Below are 18,187 nucleotides of genomic sequence, written 5' to 3' on the forward strand. Positions count from 1 at the left end.
TCATCATTGTGAATTGCTGCATATTCATGCAGTAATATGAATGTACTTCATGGAAGTACTAGTATAAAAGGAAAACACTTAGTTACTGCATTAAGGCAAACTTCAGTAGTAAATTTAAAAAGGAAGTTTAAATCCAGGTGGTAACCCCATCATACCTGCAAGATCAGAGGTTGCATTTGCCATATCTTCTTCTGCTTTTTTAATTGCATCATTAAACGCTGCTGTCACTAAATCTTCTACTATGTCTTTTTCTTCATTTCTCATAAGCTCTAAGTCTATGTTTACCTTTTTAGCTTTATAGCCACCTATTTTTATAACTTCCACTAATACAGAAACTTTGCCACCACCAGAAATACCTTGAAACTCTTTTCCAATATATTTTTCTTGGGCTTCCGCAAGCTTTTTTTGCATTTCTTGCGCTTGCTTCATTATTTGACTGAAATCCACAACCTACTCCTTATTTTCTATATTAACTACCTTTGCACCTTTAAACGTATTTAATATATCCTTAACTACAGGTGCATAATTTAAATTACTCACTTCCCTATTCATATAACTCGTATCAACTATAATAACCCACTCCTGATTAGTAGCTTGATTTAAGTAACTTTTCAAGTCATTACAAAAATTACTGTTCAAGTTAGATACAGCTTTTAATTTTAAATACCCAAATTTACAATCTATTAATTTTAGATTACTACACAGTTGTTTGTAAAGATAAATTTGGTTACTCCGCCTTAATAGTTGCAAAATCTTATCAAAATCGTAATTTTGTTGTTTATTTTTCACATGGATCCCAGTGTCACGCACTGGGATGACAGAGTGGGGTTTTTCCACATATTTTTTTGGATCCGAGTAGTCAGTTACTTGGATGACAGAGGGGGAAGGTGCAACAGGTCTGCCCTGTCTATTTCCTTGCTCTACATTCTGTGAAAGAATTTTTTTGATCACCTGTTCCGGAGAAGGCAAATCAGAAAGATAACAAAGGCTAATTAACATCATTTCAGCAGCAACCTCATTGCATGTTGAAATTTTTATATCTTGAATACCCTTAAGCAGCACCTTCCACAATCTCGAAAAAAATATTAAAGACTTTTTTGCACTCAAATCTTTTACTCTGCTCTTCTCATATTCTGTATCAATCTCTTTTGTAATTAAAAAACGGCATATTAACTGGATTGTTTGCAGCAGATCTTCAAAAATATTGAGCGGATTTGCTGTTTTTACCACATTGTCGAATACTAACAAAGCCTTCTGTAAATCACTATCTAATACTGCTTCCAGCAGATCAAATATAACGTTTCTATCTACTAGACCAAGTATGTCTTTAACACTTTGAGTGGATATTGTACCATCTTTGCTATATAGCAATGCTTGATTCATCAAAAATAAAGCGTTACGCATTGAATTGCTACAGTGGTGCGCAATTAATTCCGATGCTTCTTTTTCAATAAAATAATTTTCTTTTTGTGCAATATCATTTAAACGCTCCATTATCTTAGCTGAAGGAATGTTATGTAAGTCAAACCTTTGACAACGCGCAATAACAGTTATTGGTATCTTTTTTATTTCTGTAGTTGCTAGAATAAACTTTACGCTAGATGGTGGTTCTTCTAGAGTTTTAAGTAATGCATTAAATGCATTACTGGATAACATGTGTACTTCATCTATAATGTAAACTTTAAATTTAGAACTTATTGGTAAATAGCAAATATCTCCCAAGATCGCTCTAACATCCTCAACACTAGTGTGACTTGCCGCATCGATTTCAACTACATCTGGATGGCTTGAATTTTTTATTGCCAGACAACTTGTACATGATCCACAAGGTTCAAAAGTTGGCCCCAATGAGCAATTCAAACATAAAGCTATTATTCTTGCAGTGGTGGTTTTACCAATTCCACTGCTACCAGAAAGCAGTATAGATTGTGGAATTTTGTTGAGAGTAAAAGCATTTTCTAGTATACGCACCAATATATCTTGACCTACTAAATCTTTAAAGCTACTAGGACGATATTTTAATGCTATGTTCATAGCCTAGAATAAAACAAATAGTACAAATAGGTATGCAACCCAAAAAGATTCTGATATGGTTGCTTCATTTCTGACCTGACCAAGTTACAGAATTTTTGCCTGCATACCTTATAAAAGGTTATACTCTTTTTTTTTTTTAGCAAGGTATATTCTATATTAGCCTTATAATTTATATGTTAGACCTTTTGCAACATTACTTTGGAGTAAACAGCTGTTACCTAAAATACTCTTCTTCTGTCATCCCAGTGCCCAGACACTGGGATCCAGAAAACTTAATTTTAAATGAATACATTAGGCTGTTGTATAATAAGAACTGGATTCCAGTGTCAATCACTGAAATGACACCCTTCCGGTGGGGATTGCTCTCAAACTACAATGTTCGTACAGTTGTACTGGGATTCAAGTATAAAAATATTTGGAAATTATACAATGGACAATGGATTCTAGGAATATATGTTAAAAGTAATGTCCATAATGAAATAAGCTGGATTCCAATGTCACGTACTGGAATGACAACATATAGGTATTGGAATAACAAAAGAGGAATATTATGATTTTATATCATTTTCCTCTTTGTCCATTTTCACGAAAAGTTAGAGCTCTTCTCAAGGAAAAAAAGCTGAGTTGTGATTTGGTATATGAAAATCCATGGGAAAAGCGGAATGAATTCATGGAGATCAATCCAATCGGACAAGTACCAGTATTAATAGATAATAACTTTGTAATAGCGGATAGTAATGCCATTTGTGAATATATAGAAGAGATTTACAATAGTGACGTCAAATTACTTGGTTCATCAACTATTATTAAGTCTAAAATACGCGCTTTAATCAATTGGTTCGATAGCAAATTTTACAATGAAGTTACTAAGTATATTATGAATGAAAAAGTAATTACTAACCGCAGCCCTGACTCTAGATTTCTTCATGCAGCTCAGCATAACCTGCCTTACCATATGGAATACATCGAACACTTAATTAACAAGAACGTTTGGCTTGCAACCGATAAGTTCACTTTAGCCGATATTACTTTAGCATCACATATTTCTATAATAGACTACGTAAATAGTTTTCCCTGGGAAAAAAGTAAGATTTTAAAAGAATGGTACTCCATTGTTAAATCAAGGCCTTGTTTTCGCGAAATATTATTAGAGAGAGTTTTTGGCTTAACTCCCCCTAGACATTACGCTGACCTTGATTTTTAACTTGCGTTAGTTTTAAAGCTACAGTCATTCCTTCGTCAGTAGGAATCAATATGGAGAAATATTTTTTTTCATCTGACAATCTATCGTTAAACTCTCTCATAGCATGCCATGACTTTTCTGATACTTCTTTTGGAGGAGATTCTAAAAATACTGTATCAAATAATAGAGTGTTTACACTACCGACAATGTTGCAAAAAACATAAAAATAAAACTAGAGAAAACCATTTCTCGAAAACTTCTGTGTCCAGAACCAAGAGTCCGATTTACTTATAGCGCTAATAATCAATTAACCATCGGCTTTAAGGAATGATATGAACATATTATTTCAAGGAAAAGTCATGAGAAACAAGAGATTAGCTATCCAAATTAGCTGTAGCTATGAACCTAATCGGTTAGCAGAACAATGCTTATCAGATGCTTATGAAAAGGTAGTGTCAAAGGAAATAAGTCAAAAAAACTTAAAACATAAAAATGGGATTCAAGGAGGGTCAAATGGTAACAGTATGTTTATATGCGAGAGTTTCTTCGGGGAAACAAGTAGAAGGAAATACGATAGAAAGTCAAATTGCAGCTTTAGAGAAGCAAATTAATCTGGACGGATACAGATTGTTAAGTGAGTATAAATTTATTGATAACGGCTACAGTGGATCTCATTTAGTCCGCCCTGATTTAGAAAAATTACGTGATAAAGTAACAGAAGGTAAAATTGATAAGATTTACATTCATTCTCCTGATCGTTTATCTAGAAAATATGCATATCAAATGGTGCTGATTGAAGAATTTGAAAAAGCAGGAGCAAAAGTGGTTTTTTTAAATTATGAGATTAACGGTAACCCAGAATCTCAATTACTGTTACAAATGCAAGGTATGATAGCAGAATATGAACGTGCGAAAATTATGGAACGAAGTCGTCGTGGTAAAATCTATGCAGCTAACAAAGGCTATGTAAATGTAATGGGAGGAGCTCCTTATGGTTATCGTTATATAGATAAGCATATGGGAGGAGGACAAGCTTTATTTGAGATTAACGAAAAAGAAGCTGATGTCGTTCGTAAAGTATTTTTGTGGATAGGCAGAGAAAGAACAAGTATTGGGGAAGTATGTCGTCGGCTAAATACTATGTCCATTAAGACACAAAAAGGAAAAGAACGCTGGAATAAAGGTACAATTTGGAGTATGTTGAAAAACCCTGCTTACAAAGGACAAGCAGCTTTTGGTAGAAGAAGGTTAGGAGTAAGATTAAAGCAAGTAAGACCACAGAAAGGCTCTTGTGAGCAGCCAAAAAGTAACCACTCTGTCTATCCTGTTGAAAAAGCAAATTGGATTTATATTAAAGTGCCAAATATAGTAGATGAAGATATATTTGATATTGTTCAAGAACAATTAGCTGAAAATAGAAAAGTAGCAAGGACAAGAAAAAGAGGAGCAAAGTACTTACTACAAGGTTTAGTCATATGTAAGCGTTGTAATTACGGATGTTACGGAACTTGCATGAGAAGTAGACGAGAAGAAGAAGGTGGTCATTATGCATATTACCGTTGTAGTGGTAAAGATTCTTACCGTTTTGGTGGTAATAAGATTTGTGACAATAAACCCATTCGCTCAGATGCATTAGAAACAGCTGTGTGGGAAGAGGTTAAGCAGTTATTGAAAAATCCAAACAGGATTTTAGAAGAATACAAGCGTAGGCTTTCAGAACTAAAAAAATCATCATTGGATCAAAAAAGTGACCTGCTAGAGAAACAAGAAAATAAATTAAAACGTGGTATTGCTAGACTTATCGATAGTTATGCTCAAGAATATATCAATCAAGAGGAATTTGAACCACGAATTAAAGCAATGAAACAAAGCTTAAAAACAATTAAAGAAGAGAAGAAAAAGATATTTTATCAAAAGGAATTAGAACAGGAGGTAACTCTGGTTGTGGCCAATTTAGAAGACTTTTCTTCCAATATTACGTTAAACCTTGATAACGCAGACTGGTTAACTAAACGTGATATTATCAGAACATTGGTCAAGAGAATTGAAATTAACCTTGAGGACGTAAATGTGGTATTTCGCGTAAAAGAGCTACCGAACTCTTCTGGACATAATGGAAAGGAAAATAAAAATTTGCAACATTGTCGTAGGTGTATTATCTGCAACGATTAGCCCATCTTGTTTAATGTATGACTCTGCCCAATCTAAATACTTAGGATAACTACTTTTGTCAGCATCGATGAATATCATGTCAAATGGTGCCTTTGCTGATAATTCATTAATTTTTTCCAGTGCATCACCTTCTATTAGAGTAATTTTATCACTTAGATTAAAAGCACTAAAATTTTTTTTTGCTATTCTTGAGTGTTGAGGATTATTTTCTATTGTATATATATGACCATCTTTCGGTAAAGCTTTTACCATACAAATTGACGAATAACCATATAAAGTGCCAATTTCAACTATGCTTTTAACTTTATGGATTTTGATAAATAAATTTAATAATTTTCCTTCTTCAGGAGTGATTTGAATACGTTGTTTCTTATCAAGAGTACAATGTTCTTCTATTTTTTTATACTCTTTTGCAAATAAGCTTCTTATGTACAACGATTTTCTGCTAAAGTTATGACGCATTAAGTTTTATAATATAAACTAAGGAGGTTTAATCTATATAAGATTTATAGATATAACAATAGAGTTAAGAATAATAAAAATTTTTATTTTAAGTTGTTATTTTATAAAGTAAAATTTTAAGTGACAAAGATTATTATATATTTTACTATGGTTAACTAGTATAATAACCAATTGTTATACTAGAATTAAGGGATCGTTTATTTTACATCTCTCTTAAAATGTAATTTTTATAATCAATTAGAGGGGGTTATATGTCTTATAACATTGCTAACGAAGTTGAAACGTTAAGCAAGAAATCTAATAATAATGAAGGAGTGAAATTACTGCACAATCCAGCTTATCGCGAGAAGTACAAAGAACGCTTTAACGAAGCTCAGAAAAAAGTTATGGATATGGTCCAATTTTATGATGGAACGATAGTATTAATAGAGAATAAAATTGCTATGTATTATTATGCTTGGCACAGTAAAAAAAGAGAGTTTGAGCGTAAAAAGCAACAAACAGTATCAAAAAATACTGATTCAGCATAGGGTTTTTATATGGTAAGCTAAAGTGTTATTACTTCACTATAGCTTTTCCATATAACTCATCTATTACATTAGTGAAATATTCCAGCTCTCTATATCCTTCATGTTTGATTTTACCATTCTCTACGTATGATTTGTCATCGTTAATCTTGATGATGAATACAGGAGTAGCTGTGATATCAAGTTTATTAATTGCAAGTGATTTATCATTTATAATTTTGTCCATCATCTTTTTATCATTAATGCATTGGTTAAATACATCTTGCTTCAAATTGCTTAGTGCAGCAATTTTTTGTAGTATAGTTAAATCACTAAAATTAGAGTAGTTCCACGAGTCTATTGCATTAAACACAGCTTTGTTCAAATTAAAATAGTCTTCTTCTTTTTCATAGCAATAACTTAGCATTGCAGCTTTTAATCCTCTGTAATCTAGAGGAAAATGACGGAATATGTATAACATCTTACCTGTATCTATGTACTTTTCTTTGATTTTAGGAAAAACTTTCTTATGAAAAAGAGAACAGTGATAACAAGTGAGCGAAGCATATTCTATCATTAAAATTGGTGCTTTTGGATCACCTAATAATTTATCATCAGGCAGTAGTGACAGTAGTTCTTTTGATGTTATTTCATCAGTTTTTTGAGTGTTGGGTAAGTTTTGTTCAATAGCTGCATAAGAACTAACACTTATAAAAATAAGTAAGAACAATAATCTAAAAATCATTACAATGGAAACACTTAACTTATTAAAGAATTTATGCATTTATATAAATGATGTCAAGATAACTTTTTCTCGGCAACACTTTCTACTCTGTCTTTAAATGCAGCAATTATTTTACTTTGTGTGTATTTATAAACTGAGTTTAATAAGGCGGAAAACAAATTGGATTTAAATTCAAACTTTATATAGAACTCTACCATAGTTTTACTTTCATCTATAGGAGTGAATTTCCATTCGTTGTATAAATGTTTAAATATTCCATTTGACGACACAGCTTTTATCCAACTTTTATTTGCTCCATTTGGAGAAAGAAAGGTCACTTCTGATGTGTAACTTCCTTTAATGCCATGAAAAGCTGCAAGGAGGTCCACAATCATTTGGCTATCAGTTTTTTCTTTTATATAAACAGCTTTGCACCAAGGAACAAAATCAGGATACTTCTCAACGTCAATTACAACTTGAAATATCTCATGAGATGAACAGAAAAAAACACCTTGTTCTTTATATTGGTGTAACATAAACCTAAATAATGGAAAAGGGATCCATATCTACCGTCAGTCTTAGTAGATTCCTGAGACCTAAAGTTAAGGTGGGCATCACGTACTAATTTCAATGAAATTAACAGAGGCAATTCCCTTGATCAGAAATTATCGCTCGGGAAATTTAACTTAACTCATAACGCATAGCACAGACCCCTAAATTAATTATAGATTATTTATATAGAGTATGTCTATAGATATATTAAAACTAGCGATCATTATTGGCTTTGTTGCATAGCTAGTGTTGGTTGAGGTTATTGTAAGAAGAAAAGCTTTTTAATATATGGCTACTAACGAATTTTGTTGTAAAATAGGCATTTTTCAAACAAGTACAACTTATGCCACAAAAAATGAGAGTAAGTAACCAAAGAGAATATAACGAGTTTCTCAAAAAAAGAGGAAATGTTTTTCATTTTGTTAATCAAGCCATAGAAAATTGGTATGAAAATAGTCCAAAAGTTGCAGGTGGCAATAACACTTATAGTGATAAAGTTGTAATTTTAATACACATAATAGTTCATCTTTTTAGAATTGGCTTGAGACAAGCTGTAGGTTTTGTAAAAGGTTATATGGTACAAATAGGCAAAAAACTTAAGATTATCAGCTATACACAAGCTTCCAGAAGATTTAAAAAGCTTAATTTGAAGATTGATGACCATAGAAGCAATAAAGATGATCTGGAAAATGTTGAAATTGCCGTAGATAGCACTAGAGTTAGTATCTACAATAATAACGGTGGGCATAGTAAGCTTAATATTCGAAAAAGAAAATACAGTGGTTATGGTCAAGTAAGAAAATTACATGTTGTTTTAAACATAAATGATAAGAAAGCAATAAGCATGAACTACACTAGTGGTGTTGCTGTAGACTATTTGCCGGTCTGCGATATGTTAGAAGAAGTCAGTGATAAATATAACATTTGTTCTATTCGAGCAGATGCGGCTTATGATATGAAAAGTGTGTATAAAGAATGCAGAAAATACAATATTGTGCCTATTATTCGCCCTAGGAAGGATACTAAAATTTGTTTAGCTGACTACTTATCAGAAAGAAACAAGTATATTAGTAGAATTAGGTCATATGAGAATTATGAAGATGGTATTAATGAATGGAAGAAAAAAGTTAAGTATGGAGCACGGTCTTATATTGAAGTCTTTTTCTATAGGTTGAAGCAAATATTTGGGTTTGGCTTGAAAAATAAATCAGAGGTAAATCGTGAAAAAGAGCTGTTAATTAAGTGCTACTTATTGAACAAATTTACTGATATAGGTATGGCTGAATTTAAATTAGCTGCGTAAATTCACTGTGATTTACATGCCTATCAGTGCTATGCAACAAAGCCATCATTATTTTGCCTTTGTTAAATTTTGCATTTTAAGTATCATAGCTAATAAATATATCTTATGAATCTTATTAAGTTCTTAACCATTTTTATTGTAATCTCCTCAAGTGCTTACGCGAATTGTATAGGGCACAAAACTTTTGTGCTTGCCATGAAGCAGCAAGTAGACAACACGTCTATGAAAGGGAATAGAAAAAATCTAGAACATGTACAAGAAGAACTTCTGAAAATTATTCAGAATAATGTTGACCTCAAAGGAATATCTCGATTTGTCATAGGGAAATATTGGAATTTATCTACTCAGAAAGAAAAAGAAGAGTTTCTAAAAGAATATGAAGTATATCTCGCGCGTTTGTGCGCTAAAATTTTGTATAAATACATAAATAGTAGTGAAATGATCATAATGAGTACAAGAGCAGTTGACGATAAAACTTGTCTGATAGGAACAAGATTTTCTTATGGTGATGAGGAATTTACAAACATTGACTTTAAAGTGACTAAAAGTGACAATTCTTTCTTAATAAACGATGTTGTAATGAGTGGAATAAGTATTTCTATTAATCAACGTTCTCAATTTAGTGAAAAGATCGACACGAATGGCATGGCAAGTGTAATAGATGAATTAAAACGTAACAATAATTTATGATATACATGCCTCATTGGCCTAAGCCGATTGGCAGTAGGCCAAAGGATTTTTCTCTTGATCGCATAAAAAGTTTTCTAAATAAACTGGGTAATCCCGAGAAAAAAATACCGCCAATAATTCACATAGCTGGCACTAATGGCAAAGGATCAACACTATCCTTTATAAGATATATAATGCAAGCAGCAGGGTATAAAGTTCATACGTACACTTCTCCACATTTAGTGAATTTTAATGAGAGAATAGTTGTTGCAGGCAATGATATCGATGATAGTGAATTACATAACTCACTGGAAGAATGCCGTATAGCAGTCGCAGAACAACCCATCACTCTATTTGAAGCCGCAACGACTGCAGCCTTCTTAGCTTTTTCTCGTCATAAAGCTGATATTACTTTAGTTGAAGTGGGTCTGGGTGGAAGGCTTGATGCAACAAATGTTATAGATAATCCGATTCTAACGATCATCACTTCCATTGCACTTGACCATACAGAATATCTTGGTCCTACCGTAGAAACCATAGCAGGTGAAAAGGCTGGAATAATGAAACCTAATGTTCCTTGCGTAATAGCACCACAAGAAAAATCTATAATGAACACGCTAGAACAACACGCAATAAACAAAAAATCTCCCTTATATAGAGGAGGATTTGAGTGGAATTGCGAAAAACAGAATAACAGAATAGTCTTTCAATCGACTATTCAATCAATAGAATTTTCTTTGCCATCTTTAAAAGGAGATCATCAAATAATCAATTCAGGAAACGCAATTGCAGCATGTAGCATTTTGAGTGGGAAGTATGGATTTAATATTGGAGAAGAGGACATTGCTTCAGGTTTACAGAGCACTTATTGGCCTGCGCGGCTAGAGTCTATAAAAGAAGGTAATTTAATTTCTTTATTACCAAAAGATTGGCAATTATTTCTAGATGGCGCGCACAACAATGATGGTGCCAAAGTGTTAGCTAAGTGGGTAAGAGACAATTTTGCTGAAGGTATCTATATGATCTTTGGTGTTACTCGTAACAGAAACGTCGCAGAGTTCTTAGAGCACTTAAAGCCATACATCAAACTACTATGCGCCGTTTGTGTTAAATCTGAACCTAAAGCAACAAGTACAGATTTAATTAGAGAAGGAGCTCATAATATAGGAATCAATGCTATCGAATGTGAATCAATCAGAGATGCTATATCAAATCACATACTAAAAGCTTCTATACAAAACGTCAAAACCATACTAATCTGTGGCTCGCTATTTTTAGCCAGAGATTTGAGTATGGAGAATAGCTATCAATTAATCCAAGAACAATAAATGCACTACACAACTTGCTCTCTTCCATGAGCGTGAACACTATCGGGATTTACAATGCTGCTTGGCTTTTCGGTTAATGCTCCTATAGGTACATTTTGTTCATCACCTCTTCCTTCAGTTTTTACAAGATTTACAACTTTTCTCTCGTAGATCTCACTTGCTAATTGTAATAATAAAGTACAACCTAGTACTATAGCAAATCCAATGAGTACTTTACTGTCTACGCAACTAGATTGGTACTGCAACACCAAACCTGCTATTAATAAAATAGGAGGAAGATAATTTGAAATTTGGGAAGTAAGAATTAGATATTTAAATGCTTTACTTTTGAACATTTCATCTATATAAATAGTACCTTCAAAAATAAACGTTAGTGCGGTTGTGTGTCCCACGCTGGCTCTCTAAAATTACTTTAGCTACAAATATTAAGAAATTTACTAAGTAAAAAAAGACAAAAGAACCCCCGTATAGCGAGTTTTAATAATTTAAATTGATAATGTACTAACAAGCGCGATTTGGCTGAATGTAGAAAAAATAAAAAAGACATGCAGCCGCTATAATTTTTATGTAATTTGCCAATAAATATTTGAGTTTTTTACTGAATTTTGCTGTTAAATCCGCGGAGATTAAAAACAAGGGTAAATACTCTTGCTATCATAGTAAGGGAGATGGCGTAATTTGTCAAGTTAAATAAGCTAAGTTATTAACATGTAATAATTAGGCAGCTATTGCAGATTGAATGTTCAAATGATCACTAACTTTGAGGTTTTGGTTTCATCTATTTGCGGCTGACTAATCATAGTTCGAATGAAATTGGTTGCCATAAAGGTACAACCTAGAATAAAAAAAGCAACGGAAATAAAGGGGATAATAGGAAATTCAAGAGGTAATATAGATGTAATTCCTCCTATTAAAAATGAAACGTTAGATGCAATGTCGAGGCAGATCTTCATTAATTTCTCTTGCCGAGAGGTATCGAGTTGCTTATTAAGGCCACACTGCCTAAAATGATCAGTTAATGACCATATATTTAAAGCAAGCGAAAGTGCACTTAGTATAGTGCTGACAATAGTAAAATACAAGCTTAAGGAAGAAATATTTAGGGCTAATGCTGCTATGTACCCACTCAAAGAAGCAATAGATAGTGCAGTAACCAAGCGTTTTGAATAAGTTCTTATTTTCTTTCTGTAAACAAGCTTTTTTTCTTCATAACTCATAAACTTAGTAGTAAATACATTATATCATAGCATTAATTGACTCAAAAATCAATACAGAGTGCCCGGGAGAAGACTTGAACTTCCACAACTTGAAAAGTTACTAGCACCTGAAGCTAGCGCGTCTACCAATTCCGCCACCCGGGCTTTTTGTGATTTACTATGTTAAAATTAAATAATATACTTAAACAATTTTTAGCTCAAAGGTAATGCCAAATCTAGATCAAATATTTTTTGCTCAGAACAATGTTAATATTAATAATGTATATAAAATAGTCAACAACGCTTTGAGCAATAGTGATGGTGGTGAGCTATTTTTAGAGTTTTGCCAATCAGAATCCCTGATTTTTGATGATAATATATTAAAACATATGGATTTAAATATCAGAAGAGGATTTGGTCTCAGGTCTTTTTGTGAAGATAGTACGTCTTTTGTTTGCTCTTCTGAGATTAGCGAAAAAGAAATTAGTAAAGCTGCTTCTATGGTAAAAAGTTCAGCATCTTTAAGCAAAACAAATTCAGTAAACTTAAATGAGGAGGCAAAAAGCCTGTATTCAAAGATTAATCCCATAAATGAAATGGATCTGAGCTCAAAAATTAAACTACTCAATGAGATTAATGAGTATGTAAGGTCGAAGAATAACTGCGTGAAGCAGGTAAAAATAACTCTAAATGGAGAATGGCAAGTTGTACAAATAATAAAAGATGATCACAGGTTAAGCGATATCAGGCCTTTGGTACGTTTTAATGTACTAGTCATCGTAGAGAAAAATGGCCGAGCAGAGAGAGGTTCTGCAGGGCACGGTGGAAGAGACTCTTATAGTAAATTTGTTTCTGAGAAGAAGTGGAAAAAAGTTGCAAACCAAGCGTTAGAACAAGCGCTAGTAAATCTTGAGGCAATTCCAGCTCCGGCTGGAGAGATGACAGTTGTTTTAGGTTCAGGTTGGCCAGGAATATTATTGCATGAAGCTGTAGGTCATGGACTTGAAGGTGATTTTAACCGTAAAGGAATCTCGGCATTTTCAAATTCTATGGGTAAACAAGTGGCAGCCAGTAACATTACTGTAATTGATGATGGAACTCTACCTAATTTGCGTGGTTCTATTAGCATAGACGATGAGGGTACTTTACCTGGCTATAATGTGCTTATAGAAGATGGAATTCTAAAAGGATATATGCAAGATCATATGAACGCTAAACTTATGGGTGTAAATCCAACTGGTAATGGTAGAAGAGAAAGTTACAAAGAAGTTACTATGCCACGCATGACAAACACCTATATGTTGGCAGGAAAATATGCACCAGAAGAAATAATATCCAGTGTAAAAAGAGGCCTATATGCAGTAAATTTTGGTGGTGGACAAGTTGATATAACATCAGGAAAATTTGTTTTCTCATCTTCAGAAGCTTACCTAATAGAAAATGGTAAAATTACACAGCCAGTGAAAGGAGCAACACTAATTGGTGATGGGCCAACAGTGCTAAAAAAAGTATCAATGATTGGTAATGATCTAAAGTTAGATCCTGGTGTTGGTACGTGCTCAAAAGACGGGCAAAATGTGCCTGTTGGAGTTGGTCAGCCAACACTCAAGGTCGATGCAATAACTGTTGGTGGAACTGAATATGTAGATAAGGGCTAAGCGAACTCAGCTCATGCTGTACAATTGTACAAATATTGTAACCATTATTCAAGTAGCTCATATAGATGCAAAAACTACTTAACAAATCTCTCTGCCTTCCTTGCCATAACGTGTATAACAATCTCACAAAAAATAATATCATAGAATTCAATAGGTGGTCTTTAAAAAATCCTTAAGGAAAGTAAAATCTGTTTAAATAGGCCGATATAGATGGTTTTACGATATAATAAAATTATTATAAACAAGAACTTATAAACTCTAGCAAATGAATTTGTGAGTTTAGTGGTGTTAGGAATACCTGGCTCTTTTATGTGGATTGACATTCTCAATAACCTGCTCTAGAGATAGATTATATAATTTTGACAAGGTTCTTGGCATGTGATATTTTTCTCGAATATAGGTAATGGCATAAATGACTTTATATCTATATCCAGCTCTAGGGGAAGATCTTCAATGTTTACGTCCATCCCTGACAAAGGATATTCTATGTCCATGTGCAGCTTTGGGGGATAGTTCTACTTTGAAGATTTCTTTCACTTTTACTATTGCGACTCCCAATTCCACTGAAATCACTCTTTCCCTTAATTCATATTGATATGGTGACTCCATTTATTCCCTCACTTTCAGCTTTTTCTTGCTTTACCATATCTCTTCCCCTCTTGTCTCTATCTTTATGTATTAAGCTATATAACTCAAAATCTTGATAAAATGCAGAAAAGTTTTTTTAATTTCAGCTCCATCCTCGAAGAGTTAGAAAATAACTTTAAGCAAGTTAGTCAGAATTTTTCTGACGCAAAGGAACAAGTTTTAAATTTAGCTGTCAACTCTGAAAATTTGGCAGGCAAGTTTCTTAATTATCACCCGAATATGTGCATAGTATAAAATTAGCTTGATAGACTTCAAGAGCTTTGCCTATGAAGTCAGTGTGCTTCTTGAAATGCAATATACTTTTATTACTTTAATTATGAAAATCCGTTAAGCCTTCTTGCCAATTACTACAATATTTTCACTTGGAAAAAAGTAGTCAGGTATAGCCATGTTCTTTGGTGCAGGACCGCCAATTACTCGGCCTGATGTGTCATAATATGAACCGTGACAAGGGCAGAACCAACCGTTGCCGTCTTTTGTAGCGTGATCAACTGGTACACATCCAAGATGGGTGCATATTCCAATCATAATTAACCATTCATCTTTTCCTTTGTATACTCTTTTTTCATCTGATTCAGGATCTCTCAAATTTTCTGCATTTATGGCTCTTGCAGCCTCAATCTCTTGTTTTGTGCGCTTGCGGATAAATACTGGCTTACCTTGCCATTTTACCTTTTTTCCTTGTCCTTCTTGAATATCAGATAGATTAACTTCAACCGTAGACATCGCTAAAACCTCAGCAGAAGGATTCATAGACTTAACCAATGGCCAAAGACCGCTTGCAGCTCCTATACCTGCCATGGCACACGTAGTTAATGTGATAAAATCTCTTCTACTCTTATTTTTGGCAAAATCTTTAACAAGAGATGTTTTTTTATTCTTCTCATTCGTCAATGATTTTTTATTTTTAGTTAACTTCTTATCCATCAATCTCTACTTGAACATAGACACATATTTTAATTTAAATATTATAGATTAATCAATAGAAATTTGCACTATTTGTTTAACCTTTGCTATACAGTTAAGAAGAAACAGAGTTGTCAATTTCGGAAATACTATCTTCAGTGGAATCGGGATCCTCAATTTTCGCTACTGACACCACCTTTTCTCTACTCTCTGTTTTAAACAGAGTGACTCCTTGAGTGCTACGTCCTGCAATTCTGATATCATTTACTGAAATACGAATTAACTTTCCTTTATCTGTAATAAGCATGATATTATCACCCTGTTCAACTGGAAAGCTAGCAACAACATTACCGTTTCTGTCGGTAGTCAGGATATTTGTAATACCAACACCACCTCTATTTGTTACCCTATACTCGTACGCAGAAGTTCTTTTACCAAAGCCATTTTCAGTAATAGTTAATATGAACTCCTCATTCATTGCAAGTTTTAAGAACAGTTTGTTATCTATTCCTAAATCATTCAAAGTCTTTTCCAATTTAGAATCAATGAAGTTATTAATTGCAGTCCCCAGTCTTTTTGCAAGTGGAACTTTTAAGTAAAGTTCTTTTGTTTCTGTTGCTACACCTATCCCATTTAATATGGTCATAGATATCACGCTGTCATTCTTTGCAAGTTTGATACCTCTTACGCCATCTGAATTGCGACTTTTAAATTGACGCACATCACTTACAACAAATCTGATGCTTTTTCCAAGTGTTGTTGAAAGTAGAACATGATCAATTTCGCTACATACTTTAACTGATATTAACCTATCCCCTTCGTCGAGCTTTATTGCTATTTTTCCATTGCTTGGAATATAGTGAAAATCTGCTAAGGAGTTACGCCTTATGTTCCCATGAGCAGTAACAAAAACTATATTTTGATTTTCGTCATTCTCACTTGGAAGCGGCATGATGTTAGTTATAGTTTCACCATCGCTAAGCGGGAATATATTAACAAGCGCTCTTCCACGTGCAGTTGGCTCTGCAAGAGGCAGTTTATAAACCTTTAATCTGTAAACTCGACCAGTATTAGAAAAGAATAAAAGGCTAGTATGAGTATTTCCAACAAATAATTTTGTGATTACGTCCTCCTCTTTTAACCCCTGTCCTAGCTTTCCTTTTCCACCACGATGCTGGGTTCTATAGTGAGAGAGCTTCACACGTTTGATGTAACCATTCATAGTTACGGTCACTACCATATCTTCTTGTGGAATTAGATCTTCAGCTTCAATGTCCGTATCTGATTCCTCTATTGAAGTTTTTCGCGGCACAGCAAATCTGTTCTTTATTTCTTGTAGATTGTTTTTTATTTCTTTCATCAACTTCTCTCCTGAGCCAAGAAAAGCGATATATTCTTTTATCAGGTTGATCATTGAACTTAGCTCAGCTTCTAATTTGTCTTTTTCAAGGCCTGTTAAACGTTGCAATTTCATGTCAAGAATAGCTTTCGTTTGCAGCTCAGTTAATCTATACACTCCGTCTTTCAAAAAGCTCATGCTGTCTGAGATTAATCCAATAATTGTGTTTATCTCAGCTGAAGTTTTCCATTCTTTATTTAAAAGTTCTCTACTTGCTTCCGCAGGATCTTTTGCACCACGGATGATTTTTATCACTTCACCTATGCTCAAGACCGCAATGTAGAGCCCTATATATATATGAGCTTTTTCCCTCGTTTTTCTTAGACGAAATTCTGTTCTCCTGATTAATACTTCTTTTCTAAAATCAACAAAAGCAGCTATGATTTCTTTTAATGACATCAAAGCAGGCCTGTTATTGTTGAGGACTAGAGTGTTAACACTAAAACTACTTCTTAGTGGAGTTAGTCCTAATATTTGATTAAGTATAAAACTTGCTTCAGCATTTCTTCTGAGGTCAATTACTACCCTAATACCAGACTTATCAGACTCATCCCTAATTTCTGTTATGCCATCAATTCTTTTTTCTTTTACAAGCTCACCTATCTTCTCAATTAATTTTACTTTATTTACCTGGTAAGGTATTTCATTAATCACTATTGCTTGCCTATCTTGTGGCAGGTCTTCTATGTGAGTCTTGCCTTGCACAACAATTGAGCCACGACCAGTTGCAAATGCTGATCTTATTCCAGACCTTCCAAGAATCATTCCCCCAGTTGGGAAATCCGGCCCTGGCATCACTTCAAGTAACTCATCCAAAGTAACTTCAGGATTATCTATATATAACATACAAGCATCTATTATTTCTCCAAGGTTGTGAGAAGGAATATTGGTTGCCATACCAACTGCAACACCGCTTGCACCATTTACCAATAGATTCGGAAATTCTGCAGGTAGTACAACAGGCTCTGTTTCATTTCCATCATAGTTTGGCCTAAAATCAACTGTATCTTCGTCAATATCATTTAGTAAAAAATGCGACACTCTGTGGAGCCTTGCTTCTGTATATCGCATTGAAGCTGGCGGATCTCCATCTATCGAACCAAAGTTACCTTGCCCATCAATCAGTGGTAAAAGAAGAGAAAAATCTTGAGCCATCCTGACCAAGGAGTCATAGATAGCCATGTCACCATGTGGGTGATATTTTCCCATTACATCCCCGACTATACGAGCTGCTTTTTTATACGGTTTACCGGCATCGAACCCAGCCCTCGACATTGCGTATAATATGCGCCTATGAACAGGTTTAAATCCATCTCGCACATCAGGTATAGCTCGACTTATGATCACACTCATTGCGTAGGAGAGATAAGAATCCTCTAGCTCTTTCACTATTGAAACTGGTACTATGTTGTCTTGCATTTTCTATACTTTGATTGAAATAATTGTA

General features: G+C 33.8%; 16 protein-coding genes, 1 tRNA gene, 2 other RNA genes and 3 pseudogenes. 8 read left to right on the forward strand and 14 right to left on the reverse strand.

Annotation, left to right across the window (positions count from 1 at the left end; all coding sequences use genetic code 11):
* Positions 1 to 114: 114 nt before the first annotated feature.
* The 3 genes from AAGE00_RS07415 to ffs form a co-directional block, all read right to left on the reverse strand.
* A complete protein-coding gene (locus AAGE00_RS07415; RefSeq protein ID WP_006013488.1) occupies positions 115 to 429 on the reverse strand; it encodes a YbaB/EbfC family nucleoid-associated protein in 315 nt (104 codons plus the stop codon).
* A 21-nt stretch (positions 430 to 450) separates the two neighbouring features.
* Positions 451 to 2,034, reverse strand: coding sequence for a DNA polymerase III subunit gamma/tau (gene dnaX / locus AAGE00_RS07420; RefSeq protein ID WP_264684883.1), 1,584 nt, complete (start codon positions 2,032 to 2,034; stop codon positions 451 to 453).
* Between the two features lie 16 nt (positions 2,035 to 2,050).
* An RNA gene (gene ffs / locus AAGE00_RS07425) (signal recognition particle sRNA small type) lies at positions 2,051 to 2,149 on the reverse strand.
* Between the two features lie 118 nt (positions 2,150 to 2,267).
* On the opposite strand from ffs, the pseudogene AAGE00_RS08000 reads away from it, so the two are divergent.
* Positions 2,268 to 2,381, forward strand: a pseudogene (locus AAGE00_RS08000) (WPE palindromic element domain-containing protein); the annotation flags it as partial.
* A gap of 203 nt (positions 2,382 to 2,584) precedes the next feature.
* Positions 2,585 to 3,238 carry a glutathione S-transferase family protein gene (locus AAGE00_RS07435; RefSeq protein WP_019236837.1) on the forward strand — a complete coding sequence of 218 codons (654 nt, stop codon included), beginning with the start codon at positions 2,585 to 2,587 and terminating at the stop codon, positions 3,236 to 3,238.
* On the opposite strand, the pseudogene AAGE00_RS07440 reads toward AAGE00_RS07435, so the two are convergent.
* Positions 3,210 to 3,410, reverse strand: a pseudogene (locus AAGE00_RS07440) (O-methyltransferase); the annotation flags it as partial. The gene AAGE00_RS07435 and the pseudogene AAGE00_RS07440 overlap by 29 nt on opposite strands.
* A gap of 299 nt (positions 3,411 to 3,709) precedes the next feature.
* Between AAGE00_RS07440 and AAGE00_RS07445 the strand changes: the two are divergent.
* Positions 3,710 to 5,389, forward strand: a complete 1,680-nt coding sequence (locus AAGE00_RS07445; protein WP_149168752.1) for a recombinase family protein — start codon at positions 3,710 to 3,712, stop codon at positions 5,387 to 5,389.
* Here the strand turns inward: AAGE00_RS07445 and AAGE00_RS07450 are convergent.
* Positions 5,369 to 5,851 (reverse strand): annotated as a pseudogene (locus AAGE00_RS07450) (O-methyltransferase); the annotation flags it as partial. The gene AAGE00_RS07445 and the pseudogene AAGE00_RS07450 sit on opposite strands and share 21 nt — an antisense overlap.
* A 251-nt stretch (positions 5,852 to 6,102) precedes the next feature.
* Between AAGE00_RS07450 and AAGE00_RS07455 the strand changes: the two are divergent.
* A complete protein-coding gene (locus tag AAGE00_RS07455; protein ID WP_010403908.1) occupies positions 6,103 to 6,381 on the forward strand; it encodes a DUF2671 domain-containing protein in 279 nt (92 codons plus the stop codon).
* Positions 6,382 to 6,409: 28 nt separating this feature from the next.
* On the opposite strand, the gene AAGE00_RS07460 is transcribed toward AAGE00_RS07455, so the two are convergent.
* The 3 genes from AAGE00_RS07460 to ssrS form a co-directional block, all read right to left on the reverse strand.
* Entirely contained in the window at positions 6,410 to 7,102 is a 693-nt protein-coding gene (locus tag AAGE00_RS07460; RefSeq protein WP_172793460.1) for a thioredoxin domain-containing protein, read from the reverse strand.
* Positions 7,103 to 7,155: 53 nt separating this feature from the next.
* Positions 7,156 to 7,617 carry a type II toxin-antitoxin system RatA family toxin gene (locus AAGE00_RS07465; protein ID WP_006013504.1) on the reverse strand — a complete coding sequence of 154 codons (462 nt, stop codon included), beginning with the start codon at positions 7,615 to 7,617 and terminating at the stop codon, positions 7,156 to 7,158.
* A 17-nt stretch (positions 7,618 to 7,634) separates the two neighbouring features.
* Positions 7,635 to 7,796: non-coding RNA, 6S RNA (gene ssrS / locus AAGE00_RS07470), on the reverse strand.
* A 180-nt stretch (positions 7,797 to 7,976) separates the two neighbouring features.
* Between ssrS and AAGE00_RS07475 the strand changes: the two genes are divergently transcribed.
* From AAGE00_RS07475 to AAGE00_RS07485, 3 genes are all read left to right on the forward strand, one after another.
* The gene (locus AAGE00_RS07475; protein WP_341815243.1) at positions 7,977 to 8,936 is read left to right on the forward strand and encodes an IS5 family transposase; all 960 of its coding nucleotides are present in this window, start codon (positions 7,977 to 7,979) and stop codon (positions 8,934 to 8,936) included.
* Between the two features lie 105 nt (positions 8,937 to 9,041).
* Positions 9,042 to 9,626: an ABC transporter substrate-binding protein gene (locus AAGE00_RS07480; RefSeq protein WP_341815244.1), complete on the forward strand. Its 585-nt coding sequence runs from the start codon at positions 9,042 to 9,044 to the stop codon at positions 9,624 to 9,626.
* Positions 9,623 to 10,933, forward strand: coding sequence for a bifunctional folylpolyglutamate synthase/dihydrofolate synthase (locus AAGE00_RS07485; RefSeq protein ID WP_063630904.1), 1,311 nt, complete (start codon positions 9,623 to 9,625; stop codon positions 10,931 to 10,933). Before AAGE00_RS07480 ends, AAGE00_RS07485 begins: the two co-directional genes overlap by 4 nt.
* Before the next feature lie 5 nt (positions 10,934 to 10,938).
* Here the strand turns inward: AAGE00_RS07485 and AAGE00_RS07490 are convergent, their stop codons facing one another.
* From AAGE00_RS07490 to AAGE00_RS07500, 3 genes are all read right to left on the reverse strand, one after another.
* Positions 10,939 to 11,268, reverse strand: coding sequence for a hypothetical protein (locus AAGE00_RS07490; RefSeq protein ID WP_246111613.1), 330 nt, complete (start codon positions 11,266 to 11,268; stop codon positions 10,939 to 10,941).
* Positions 11,269 to 11,676: 408 nt separating this feature from the next.
* A complete protein-coding gene (locus AAGE00_RS07495) occupies positions 11,677 to 12,150 on the reverse strand; it encodes a hypothetical protein (RefSeq protein WP_007302339.1) in 474 nt (157 codons plus the stop codon).
* A gap of 59 nt (positions 12,151 to 12,209) precedes the next feature.
* Positions 12,210 to 12,294: transfer RNA gene (locus AAGE00_RS07500), tRNA-Leu, on the reverse strand.
* Between the two features lie 62 nt (positions 12,295 to 12,356).
* On the opposite strand from AAGE00_RS07500, the gene tldD reads away from it, so the two are divergent.
* On the forward strand, positions 12,357 to 13,787 hold the full coding sequence (gene tldD, locus AAGE00_RS07505; RefSeq protein ID WP_007302340.1) for a metalloprotease TldD: 1,431 nt from the start codon (positions 12,357 to 12,359) through the stop codon (positions 13,785 to 13,787).
* 450 nt (positions 13,788 to 14,237) lie between these two features.
* Here tldD and AAGE00_RS07510 read toward each other — a convergent pair whose 3' ends face one another.
* From AAGE00_RS07510 to gyrA, 3 genes are all read right to left on the reverse strand, one after another.
* Positions 14,238 to 14,396 (reverse strand): hypothetical protein, encoded by a 159-nt coding sequence (locus AAGE00_RS07510; RefSeq protein WP_019078626.1) that lies wholly within the window; start codon positions 14,394 to 14,396, stop codon positions 14,238 to 14,240.
* Between the two features lie 366 nt (positions 14,397 to 14,762).
* Positions 14,763 to 15,362 (reverse strand): ubiquinol-cytochrome c reductase iron-sulfur subunit, encoded by a 600-nt coding sequence (petA, locus tag AAGE00_RS07515; protein WP_006014178.1) that lies wholly within the window; start codon positions 15,360 to 15,362, stop codon positions 14,763 to 14,765.
* A gap of 94 nt (positions 15,363 to 15,456) precedes the next feature.
* Positions 15,457 to 18,159, reverse strand: coding sequence for a DNA topoisomerase (ATP-hydrolyzing) subunit A (gene gyrA / locus AAGE00_RS07520; RefSeq protein ID WP_007302341.1), 2,703 nt, complete (start codon positions 18,157 to 18,159; stop codon positions 15,457 to 15,459).
* Positions 18,160 to 18,187 lie beyond the last annotated feature (28 nt).

The sequence above is a fragment of the Wolbachia endosymbiont (group B) of Aricia artaxerxes genome, assembly GCF_964026975.1.
In the GTDB taxonomy this organism is placed as follows: Bacteria; Pseudomonadota; Alphaproteobacteria; order Rickettsiales; family Anaplasmataceae; genus Wolbachia.

Excerpts from the sequence above, each read along its gene's own strand:
- AAGE00_RS07415 (WP_006013488.1), bottom strand. The coding sequence starts at position 429 with ATGAAGCAAGCGCAAGAAATGCAAAAAAAGCTTGCGGAAGCCCAAGAA.
- dnaX (WP_264684883.1), bottom strand. The coding sequence starts at position 2,034 with ATGAACATAGCATTAAAATATCGTCCTAGTAGCTTTAAAGATTTAGTA.
- AAGE00_RS07435 (WP_019236837.1), top strand. The coding sequence starts at position 2,585 with ATGATTTTATATCATTTTCCTCTTTGTCCATTTTCACGAAAAGTTAGA.
- AAGE00_RS07445 (WP_149168752.1), top strand. The coding sequence starts at position 3,710 with ATGGGATTCAAGGAGGGTCAAATGGTAACAGTATGTTTATATGCGAGA.
- AAGE00_RS07455 (WP_010403908.1), top strand. The coding sequence starts at position 6,103 with ATGTCTTATAACATTGCTAACGAAGTTGAAACGTTAAGCAAGAAATCT.
- AAGE00_RS07460 (WP_172793460.1), bottom strand. The coding sequence starts at position 7,102 with ATGATTTTTAGATTATTGTTCTTACTTATTTTTATAAGTGTTAGTTCT.
- AAGE00_RS07465 (WP_006013504.1), bottom strand. The coding sequence starts at position 7,617 with ATGTTACACCAATATAAAGAACAAGGTGTTTTTTTCTGTTCATCTCAT.
- AAGE00_RS07475 (WP_341815243.1), top strand. The coding sequence starts at position 7,977 with ATGCCACAAAAAATGAGAGTAAGTAACCAAAGAGAATATAACGAGTTT.
- AAGE00_RS07480 (WP_341815244.1), top strand. The coding sequence starts at position 9,042 with ATGAATCTTATTAAGTTCTTAACCATTTTTATTGTAATCTCCTCAAGT.
- AAGE00_RS07485 (WP_063630904.1), top strand. The coding sequence starts at position 9,623 with ATGATATACATGCCTCATTGGCCTAAGCCGATTGGCAGTAGGCCAAAG.
- AAGE00_RS07490 (WP_246111613.1), bottom strand. The coding sequence starts at position 11,268 with ATGTTCAAAAGTAAAGCATTTAAATATCTAATTCTTACTTCCCAAATT.
- AAGE00_RS07495 (WP_007302339.1), bottom strand. The coding sequence starts at position 12,150 with ATGAGTTATGAAGAAAAAAAGCTTGTTTACAGAAAGAAAATAAGAACT.
- tldD (WP_007302340.1), top strand. The coding sequence starts at position 12,357 with ATGCCAAATCTAGATCAAATATTTTTTGCTCAGAACAATGTTAATATT.
- AAGE00_RS07510 (WP_019078626.1), bottom strand. The coding sequence starts at position 14,396 with ATGGAGTCACCATATCAATATGAATTAAGGGAAAGAGTGATTTCAGTG.
- petA (WP_006014178.1), bottom strand. The coding sequence starts at position 15,362 with ATGGATAAGAAGTTAACTAAAAATAAAAAATCATTGACGAATGAGAAG.
- gyrA (WP_007302341.1), bottom strand. The coding sequence starts at position 18,159 with ATGCAAGACAACATAGTACCAGTTTCAATAGTGAAAGAGCTAGAGGAT.